The sequence below is a fragment of the Oleomonas cavernae genome (assembly GCF_003590945.1).
Lineage (GTDB): Bacteria > Pseudomonadota > Alphaproteobacteria > Zavarziniales > Zavarziniaceae > Zavarzinia > Zavarzinia cavernae.
In genome coordinates, this window is sequence record NZ_QYUK01000012.1 from 1 (window position 1) to 6,797 (window position 6,797).

Here is a 6,797-nt window from a genome sequence, read left to right on the forward strand (position 1 = left end):
CTGCGCATCGCCGCCGCCGTGGCGCCCATCGGTGCCGTGGTGGGCGAATGGGTCGGCTCGGCCGGGGGGCTGGGCTGGCTGATGCTGCATGCCAATGCCCGGGCCAAGATCGACCTGATGTTCGCCGCCCTGATCGTGCTCGCGGCCCTGGCCCTGCTGCTTTACCTGGGTGTCGACCGGCTGATGCGCCGGGCGACGCCCTGGGCCCAATCCTCCGACCCTGCAACCCTGACGGATAGTTGACCCCATGAAGCGACTTCGCGCCCTGATCCTGGGCCTTGCCTGCCTCGCCGCAACGCCCGCCGCCGCGGCCGACAAGCTGACCGTGCTGCTCGACTGGGCGGTCAATCCCGACCACGCCCGCTGATCCTGGCCAAGACCCAAGGCTATTTCGCCGCGCGCGGGCTGGAGGTGGAACTGATCGCGCCGTCCGATCCCAACGATCCCCCAAGCTGGTCGCCGCCGGCCAGGCCGACCTAGCCGTGACCTACCAGCCGCAACTGGTCCTGCTGGTCGACCAGGGCCTGCCGCTGAAACGCGTGGCGACCCTGATCGACACGCCGCTGAACTGCCTTGCGGTGCTGGCCGACGGGCCGGTCAAATCGATCGCCGACCTCAAAGGCCGCAAGATCGGCTATTCGGTGGCAGGCTTCGAGGATGCCCTGCTCAACACCATGCTGGCGACCGCGGGCCTGACCAATGCCGATGTGCAACTGGTGAACGTCAATTTCGCCCTGGCGACCTCGCTCGCCGCGGGCCAGGTCGATGCGGTGATCGGCGCCTACCGCAATTTCGAGATCCCGGAAATGGCCCTGCTGGGCAAGCCCGCGCGCATTTTCCCGGTCGAGGATCATGGCGTGCCGTCCTATGACGAGCTGATCATCGCGGCCGGCGCGGACAAGGCCGACGACCCCCGCATCGCCCGCTTCGTCGCCGCCCTGGAAGACGGGGCACGTTACACCATCAACCACCCGGACGAGGCCTGGGCGGCGTTCATCGCGGCCTATCCCGAGTTGAACGACGAATTGAACAGGCAGGCCTGGGCCTTGACCCTGCCGCGCTTCGCGGCCAGCCCGGCGGCGCTGGACCCCGGGCGTTTCACCCGGGCGGCGAGCTTCCTGCATCAGGCCGGCCTGATCGCCAAGGTCTCGCCGCCGCAGACCTATGCCGCATTTCCGAAGTAACGCTGCGTGGCATCGGCACCCTGCGTCCTTCGAGACGGCCCTGCGGGCCTCCTCAGGATGAGGAAAATCTTTATGGCAAAAAGACTTACCTCATGCCTCAAGGAGCCACTCGAAGAGTGGCGTCTCGAAGGACGCAGGATGTCTAACCCGGGTTTACGAGCCTGCTGACGAGCAAGCGGCGCGGTTCTGGCGAACCGCGCCGTGCTCCCTCTCCCCCGAGGCAACCGGCCGGTCAGGCCGGTTTGAGTTCGGCGACCTGCGGCCCCTTGTCGCTTTCGACGATGCGCACCATCACCGTCTGGCCCGGCGCCACTTCGACGACGCCCGAACGGCGTAACACCTCCATGTGCACGAAGATGTCGGGCGTGCCCTCGCCGCGCGACACGAAGCCGTAGCCGCGCGCCCGGTTGAACCACTTGACGGTGGCCTCGACCGGTGTGCCGGCGTCTTCGATCGGCGGCAGGGCGCGGCGCGGCGGTGGTCGCAGCCGGTCCGAAGGCAGGGCGGTCGACGGGTCGTGATCGATTACCCGCAGCGCCTGGAAGCCCTTCGGTCGGCGCACCGCCTCGCAGCGCAAGGTGGCGCCCTCGTCGACATGGTCGAGCCCTGCCTGGCGCAGCGCCGACAAATGCAACAAGATATCTCCCTGGCCGTCCCCCGGTGTGACGAAGCCATAGCCCTTCGTCATGTCAAACCACTTCACCCGGCCCGAGATTTCGATTGTGGCGATATCGGCGCCGCCACCCGCCGCCATGAGATGTTCCATGAGCAACTCTTCCCACACGGAAAAGATGACACGTTGGTCACCTTTTCGAGCTATCCCCTAATTTCACGCGCAGTTTTTCCTGCGTTCTTTATGACGCCATATTCCCACCAGGATTTATGACTGTCACGAAGAATGATTTGTGACGGGTGGAATTTGCCACCGAAACGCTTCATCTCAATGCTGCATCGCAACCTGCAGGCGGGCCTGTTGCCACCACCTTGGGGTTTTCAAGGCAGCATCAATACTGCACAGTACCGGCCTGTTCGGCGGCGTTATCTGCGCGAAAGGGAGGCCGGTGACGCAACGTATTTTGCTGGGGTCGGCGTTCTACTTGCTGTGGGTGGGCTTGTCCGGCCATTTCTCCCCGTTTCTCCTGGCCACCTCGGTCCTGTCGGTCGTCGGCGTCGTTGCGCTGGTGTCTCACCTGGGCCTGATCTCCCGGGATTTTCAACCGTTTACGCTGATCGCCGGCATCGTCGGCTACTGGGGCTGGCTGCTGGTCGAAATCCTGAAAGCGAATTTCGACGTCATCGTGGCGATCCTGCGCGGCCGCATTTCGCCGGCCATGGCCTGGCTCCCGGCCAGCCAGAAAAGCCAGGTTTTCCGCGCTCTTTACGCCAATTCGATCACGCTTACCCCCGGTACGGTGACGGTTGTCGCGGAAGGCGATCATTTTCTTGTCCACGCCCTGCGCCGCGACGGCCTGGGTAGTTTGGCCGAGGGCGAAATGAACCGCCGCTGCACCGCCCTCGATGCACGTTTCCGGGGCGCGCGCCCGTGATCCGCCGGTCATGAGCCTCTATGCCGCCGCGGCCACCGCCCTGCTTGCCACCTTCGGGCTCGCGCTGATTCGGGCGCTGGCCGGGCCGACGGTGTTCGACCGGATCCTGGCGCTGAACCTGATCGGCACGAAAACCATCCTGCTGATCGCCGTCCTGGGCTTTGCCACCGGCCGTTTCGACTTCATCGACATCGCCCTGGTCTATGCCGTGCTCAACCTGATCGGCACCGTGGCGGTCATGCGCTACCTGATCGGCGAGAAGGACCGGGCATGAGCGGCGCGGAGCTGATCGAATTGCTGCGCAGCATTTTGGGCGGCGGGATGGTTGCCATCGGCGCGCTGGCCGCCCTGGTCGGGGCGGTCGGGCTGCTGCGCCTGCCCGACTTCTATACCAGGGCCCATGCCGCCGGGGTGACCGACACCCTGGGGGCGATCGGCATCCTGGCCGGACTCGCCGTGCTGTCGCCCGATGTCCTGGTCGCGCTGAAACTTCTCGTCGTGCTGATCGTCGCCCTGTTCGCGTCGCCGGCGGCGTGCCATGCCCTGGCGCGGGCCGCCTTCCGCACGGGCCTGCGCCCGGTGCTGGACGGCGACAAGCTGCCGCCCGCCGGCCCGGGGGAGTAAGCCCATGGAGACCAGCAAGTCGCTCAGAAGGCCATGGCCACCGCCAGCGCCACCGGGCGCCGAGCAGGCCGATCATCAGCATGGTCTCCATGGGCTTACTCCCCCGGGCCGGCGGGCGGCAGCTTGTCGCCGTCCAGCACCGGGCGCAGGCCCGTGCGGAAGGCGGCCCGCGCCAGGGCATGGCACGCCGCCGGCGACGCGAACAGGGCGACGATCAGCACGACGAGAAGTTTCAGCGCGACCAGGACATCGGGCGACAGCACGGCGAGTCCGGCCAGGATGCCGATCGCCCCCAGGGTGTCGGTCACCCCGGCGGCATGGGCCCTGGTATAGAAGTCGGGCAGGCGCAGCAGCCCGACCGCCCCGACCAGGGCGGCCAGCGCGCCGATGGCAACCATCCCGCCGCCCAAAATGCTGCGCAGCAATTCGATCAGCTCCGCGCCGCTCATGCCCGGTCCTTCTCGCCGATCAGGTAGCGCATGACCGCCACGGTGCCGATCAGGTTGAGCACGGCATAGACCAGGGCGATGTCGATGAAGTCGAAACGGCCGGTGGCAAAGCCCAGGACGGCGATCAGCAGGATGGTTTTCGTGCCGATCAGGTTCAGCGCCAGGATCCGGTCGAACACCGTCGGCCCGGCCAGCGCCCGAATCAGCGCGAGCCCGAAGGTGGCAAGCAGGGCGGTGGCCGCGGCGGCATAGAGGCTCATGACCGGCGGATCACGGGCGCGCGCCCCGGAAACGTGCATCGAGGGCGGTGCAGCGGCGGTTCATTTCGCCCTCGGCCAAACTACCCAGGCCGTCGCGGCGCAGGGCGTGGACAAGAAAATGATCGCCTTCCGCGACAACCGTCACCGTACCGGGGTAAGCGTGATCGAATTGGCGTAAAGAGCGCGGAAAACCTGGCTTTTCTGGCTGGCCGGGAGCCAGGCCATGGCCGGCGAAATGCGGCCGCGCAGGATCGCCACGATGACGTCGAAATTCGCTTTCAGGATTTCGACCAGCAGCCAGCCCCAGTAGCCGACGATGCCGGCGATCAGCGTAAACGGTTGAAAATCCCGGGAGATCAGGCCCAGGTGAGACACCAGCGCAACGACGCCGACGACCGACAGGACCGAGGTGGCCAGGAGAAACGGGGAGAAATGGCCGGACAAGCCCACCCACAGCAAGTAGAACGCCGACCCCAGCAAAATACGTTGCGTCACCGGCCTCCCTTTCGCGCAGATAACGCCGCCGAACAGGCCGGTACTGTGCAGTATTGATGCTGCCTTGAAAACCCCAAGGTGGTGGCAACAGGCCCGCCTGCAGGTTGCGATGCAGCATTGAGATGAAGCGTTTCGGTGGCAAATTCCACCCGTCACAAATCATTCTTCGTGACAGTCATAAATCCTGGTGGGAATATGGCGTCATAAAGAACGCAGGAAAAACTGCGCGTGAAATTAGGGGGATAGCTCGAAAAGGTGACCAACGTGTCATCTTTTCCGTGTGGGAAGAGTTGCTCATGGAACATCTCATGGCGGCGGGTGGCGGCGCCGATATCGCCACAATCGAAATCTCGGGCCGGGTGAAGTGGTTTGACATGACGAAGGGCTATGGCTTCGTCACACCGGGGGACGGCCAGGGAGATATCTTGTTGCATTTGTCGGCGCTGCGCCAGGCAGGGCTCGACCATGTCGACGAGGGCGCCACCTTGCGCTGCGAGGCGGTGCGCCGACCGAAGGGCTTCCAGGCGCTGCGGGTAATCGATCACGACCCGTCGACCGCCCTGCCTTCGGACCGGCTGCGACCACCGCCGCGCCGCGCCCTGCCGCCGATCGAAGACGCCGGCACACCGGTCGAGGCCACCGTCAAGTGGTTCAACCGGGCGCGCGGCTACGGCTTCGTGTCGCGCGGCGAGGGCACGCCCGACATCTTCGTGCACATGGAGGTGTTACGCCGTTCGGGCGTCGTCGAAGTGGCGCCGGGCCAGACGGTGATGGTGCGCATCGTCGAAAGCGACAAGGGGCCGCAGGTCGCCGAACTCAAACCGGCCTGACCGGCCGGTTGCCTCGGGGGGAGAGGGAGCACGGCGCGGTTCGCCAGAACCGCGCCGCTTGCTCGTCAGCAGGCTCGTAAACCCGGGTTAGACATCCTGCGTCCTTCGAGACGCCACTCTTCGAGTGGCTCCTTGAGGCATGAGGTAAGTCTTTTTGCCATAAAGATTTTCCTCATCCTGAGGAGGCCCGCAGGGCCGTCTCGAAGGACGCAGGGTGCCGATGCCACGCAGCGTTACTTCGGAAATGCGGCATAGGTCTGCGGCGGCGAGACCTTGGCGATCAGGCCGGCCTGATGCAGGAAGCTCGCCGCCCGGGTGAAACGCCCGGGGTCCAGCGCCGCCGGGCTGGCCGCGAAGCGCGGCAGGGTCAAGGCCCAGGCCTGCCTGTTCAATTCGTCGTTCAACTCGGGATAGGCCGCGATGAACGCCGCCCAGGCCTCGTCCGGGTGGTTGATGGTGTAACGTGCCCCGTCTTCCAGGGCGGCGACGAAGCGGGCGATGCGGGGGTCGTCGGCCTTGTCCGCGCCGGCCGCGATGATCAGCTCGTCATAGGACGGCACGCCATGATCCTCGACCGGGAAAATGCGCGCGGGCTTGCCCAGCAGGGCCATTTCCGGGATCTCGAAATTGCGGTAGGCGCCGATCACCGCATCGACCTGGCCCGCGGCGAGCGAGGTCGCCAGGGCGAAATTGACGTTCACCAGTTGCACATCGGCATTGGTCAGGCCCGCGGTCGCCAGCATGGTGTTGAGCAGGGCATCCTCGAAGCCTGCCACCGAATAGCCGATCTTGCGGCCTTTGAGGTCGGCGATCGATTTGACCGGCCCGTCGGCCAGCACCGCAAGGCAGTTCAGCGGCGTGTCGATCAGGGTCGCCACGCGTTTCAGCGGCAGGCCCTGGTCGACCAGCAGGACCAGTTGCGGCTGGTAGGTCACGGCTAGGTCGGCCTGGCCGGCGGCGACCAGCTTGGGGGGATCGTTGGGATCGGACGGCGCGATCAGTTCCACCTCCAGCCCGCGCGCGGCGAAATAGCCTTGGGTCTTGGCCAGGATCAGCGGGGCGTGGTCGGGATTGACCGCCCAGTCGAGCAGCACGGTCAGCTTGTCGGCCGCGGCGGCGGGCGTTGCGGCGAGGCAGGCAAGGCCCAGGATCAGGGCGCGAAGTCGCTTCATGGGGTCAACTATCCGTCAGGGTTGCAGGGTCGGAGGATTGGGCCAGGGCGTCGCCCGGCGCATCAGCCGGTCGACACCCAGGTAAAGCAGCAGGGCCAGGGCCGCGAGCACGATCAGGGCGGCGAACATCAGGTCGATCTTGGCCCGGGCATTGGCATGCAGCATCAGCCAGCCCAGCCCCCGGCCGAGCCGACCCATTCGCCCACACGGCACCGATGGGCGCCACGGCGGCGGCG

Annotated in this window: 10 protein-coding genes and 2 pseudogenes; 6 read left to right on the top strand and 6 right to left on the bottom strand. The window is 66.1% G+C overall.

Annotated features, from left to right (window positions below; translation table 11 throughout):
* Positions 1 to 243 (top strand): ABC transporter permease subunit (locus D3874_RS25080; RefSeq protein WP_119782487.1); only part of this gene is annotated, 243 nt, incomplete at its 5' end.
* A 168-nt stretch (positions 244 to 411) separates the two neighbouring features.
* A pseudogene (locus tag D3874_RS25085) lies at positions 412 to 1,184 on the top strand (ABC transporter substrate-binding protein).
* Between the two features lie 232 nt (positions 1,185 to 1,416).
* On the opposite strand, the gene D3874_RS25090 reads toward D3874_RS25085, so the two are convergent.
* Positions 1,417 to 1,950 (bottom strand): cold-shock protein, encoded by a 534-nt coding sequence (locus D3874_RS25090; RefSeq protein WP_119782488.1) that lies wholly within the window; start codon positions 1,948 to 1,950, stop codon positions 1,417 to 1,419.
* Between the two features lie 295 nt (positions 1,951 to 2,245).
* Here D3874_RS25090 and D3874_RS25095 point away from each other — a divergent pair, with 295 nt between their 5' ends.
* Genes D3874_RS25095 through mnhG (D3874_RS25105) form a run of 3 tightly spaced genes read left to right on the top strand, consistent with a single transcriptional unit; the run spans position 2,246 to position 3,355 of the window.
* On the top strand, positions 2,246 to 2,731 hold the full coding sequence (locus D3874_RS25095; RefSeq protein ID WP_158595869.1) for a Na+/H+ antiporter subunit E: 486 nt from the start codon (positions 2,246 to 2,248) through the stop codon (positions 2,729 to 2,731).
* Between the two features lie 10 nt (positions 2,732 to 2,741).
* Positions 2,742 to 3,005, top strand: coding sequence for a monovalent cation/H+ antiporter complex subunit F (locus D3874_RS25100; protein ID WP_119777359.1), 264 nt, complete (start codon positions 2,742 to 2,744; stop codon positions 3,003 to 3,005).
* Positions 3,002 to 3,355, top strand: a complete 354-nt coding sequence (gene mnhG, locus D3874_RS25105) for a monovalent cation/H(+) antiporter subunit G (protein ID WP_199699348.1) — start codon at positions 3,002 to 3,004, stop codon at positions 3,353 to 3,355. Before D3874_RS25100 ends, mnhG (D3874_RS25105) begins: the two co-directional genes overlap by 4 nt.
* Before the next feature lie 95 nt (positions 3,356 to 3,450).
* On the opposite strand, the gene mnhG (D3874_RS25110) is transcribed toward mnhG (D3874_RS25105), so the two are convergent.
* The 3 genes from mnhG (D3874_RS25110) to D3874_RS25120 all read right to left on the bottom strand — a co-directional run bounded on the left by mnhG (D3874_RS25110) (position 3,451) and on the right by D3874_RS25120 (position 4,559).
* The gene (gene mnhG, locus D3874_RS25110) at positions 3,451 to 3,804 is read right to left on the bottom strand and encodes a monovalent cation/H(+) antiporter subunit G (protein ID WP_199699348.1); all 354 of its coding nucleotides are present in this window, start codon (positions 3,802 to 3,804) and stop codon (positions 3,451 to 3,453) included.
* Positions 3,801 to 4,064 carry a monovalent cation/H+ antiporter complex subunit F gene (locus D3874_RS25115; RefSeq protein WP_119777359.1) on the bottom strand — a complete coding sequence of 88 codons (264 nt, stop codon included), beginning with the start codon at positions 4,062 to 4,064 and terminating at the stop codon, positions 3,801 to 3,803. Before D3874_RS25115 ends, mnhG (D3874_RS25110) begins: the two co-directional genes overlap by 4 nt.
* Positions 4,065 to 4,205: 141 nt before the next feature.
* Positions 4,206 to 4,559, bottom strand: coding sequence for a Na+/H+ antiporter subunit E (locus D3874_RS25120; RefSeq protein ID WP_158596212.1), 354 nt, complete (start codon positions 4,557 to 4,559; stop codon positions 4,206 to 4,208).
* A 122-nt stretch (positions 4,560 to 4,681) separates the two neighbouring features.
* Here D3874_RS25120 and D3874_RS25125 point away from each other — a divergent pair, with 122 nt between their 5' ends.
* A complete protein-coding gene (locus D3874_RS25125; protein WP_119777360.1) occupies positions 4,682 to 5,389 on the top strand; it encodes a cold-shock protein in 708 nt (235 codons plus the stop codon).
* A gap of 233 nt (positions 5,390 to 5,622) precedes the next feature.
* On the opposite strand, the gene D3874_RS25130 is transcribed toward D3874_RS25125, so the two are convergent.
* Together D3874_RS25130 and D3874_RS25135 are read right to left on the bottom strand one after the other, a co-directional pair.
* The gene (locus D3874_RS25130; protein WP_119777361.1) at positions 5,623 to 6,561 is read right to left on the bottom strand and encodes an ABC transporter substrate-binding protein; all 939 of its coding nucleotides are present in this window, start codon (positions 6,559 to 6,561) and stop codon (positions 5,623 to 5,625) included.
* Positions 6,562 to 6,576: 15 nt separating this feature from the next.
* A pseudogene (locus D3874_RS25135) lies at positions 6,577 to 6,797 on the bottom strand (hypothetical protein); the annotation flags it as partial.

Coding starts and splice junctions, on each gene's coding strand:
- D3874_RS25090 (WP_119782488.1), bottom strand. CDS start 1,950: ATGGAACATCTCATGGCGGCGGGTGGCGGCGCCGATATCGCCACAATC.
- D3874_RS25100 (WP_119777359.1), top strand. CDS start 2,742: ATGAGCCTCTATGCCGCCGCGGCCACCGCCCTGCTTGCCACCTTCGGG.
- mnhG (WP_199699348.1), top strand. CDS start 3,002: ATGAGCGGCGCGGAGCTGATCGAATTGCTGCGCAGCATTTTGGGCGGC.
- mnhG (WP_199699348.1), bottom strand. CDS start 3,804: ATGAGCGGCGCGGAGCTGATCGAATTGCTGCGCAGCATTTTGGGCGGC.
- D3874_RS25115 (WP_119777359.1), bottom strand. CDS start 4,064: ATGAGCCTCTATGCCGCCGCGGCCACCGCCCTGCTTGCCACCTTCGGG.
- D3874_RS25125 (WP_119777360.1), top strand. CDS start 4,682: ATGAAGCGTTTCGGTGGCAAATTCCACCCGTCACAAATCATTCTTCGT.
- D3874_RS25130 (WP_119777361.1), bottom strand. CDS start 6,561: ATGAAGCGACTTCGCGCCCTGATCCTGGGCCTTGCCTGCCTCGCCGCA.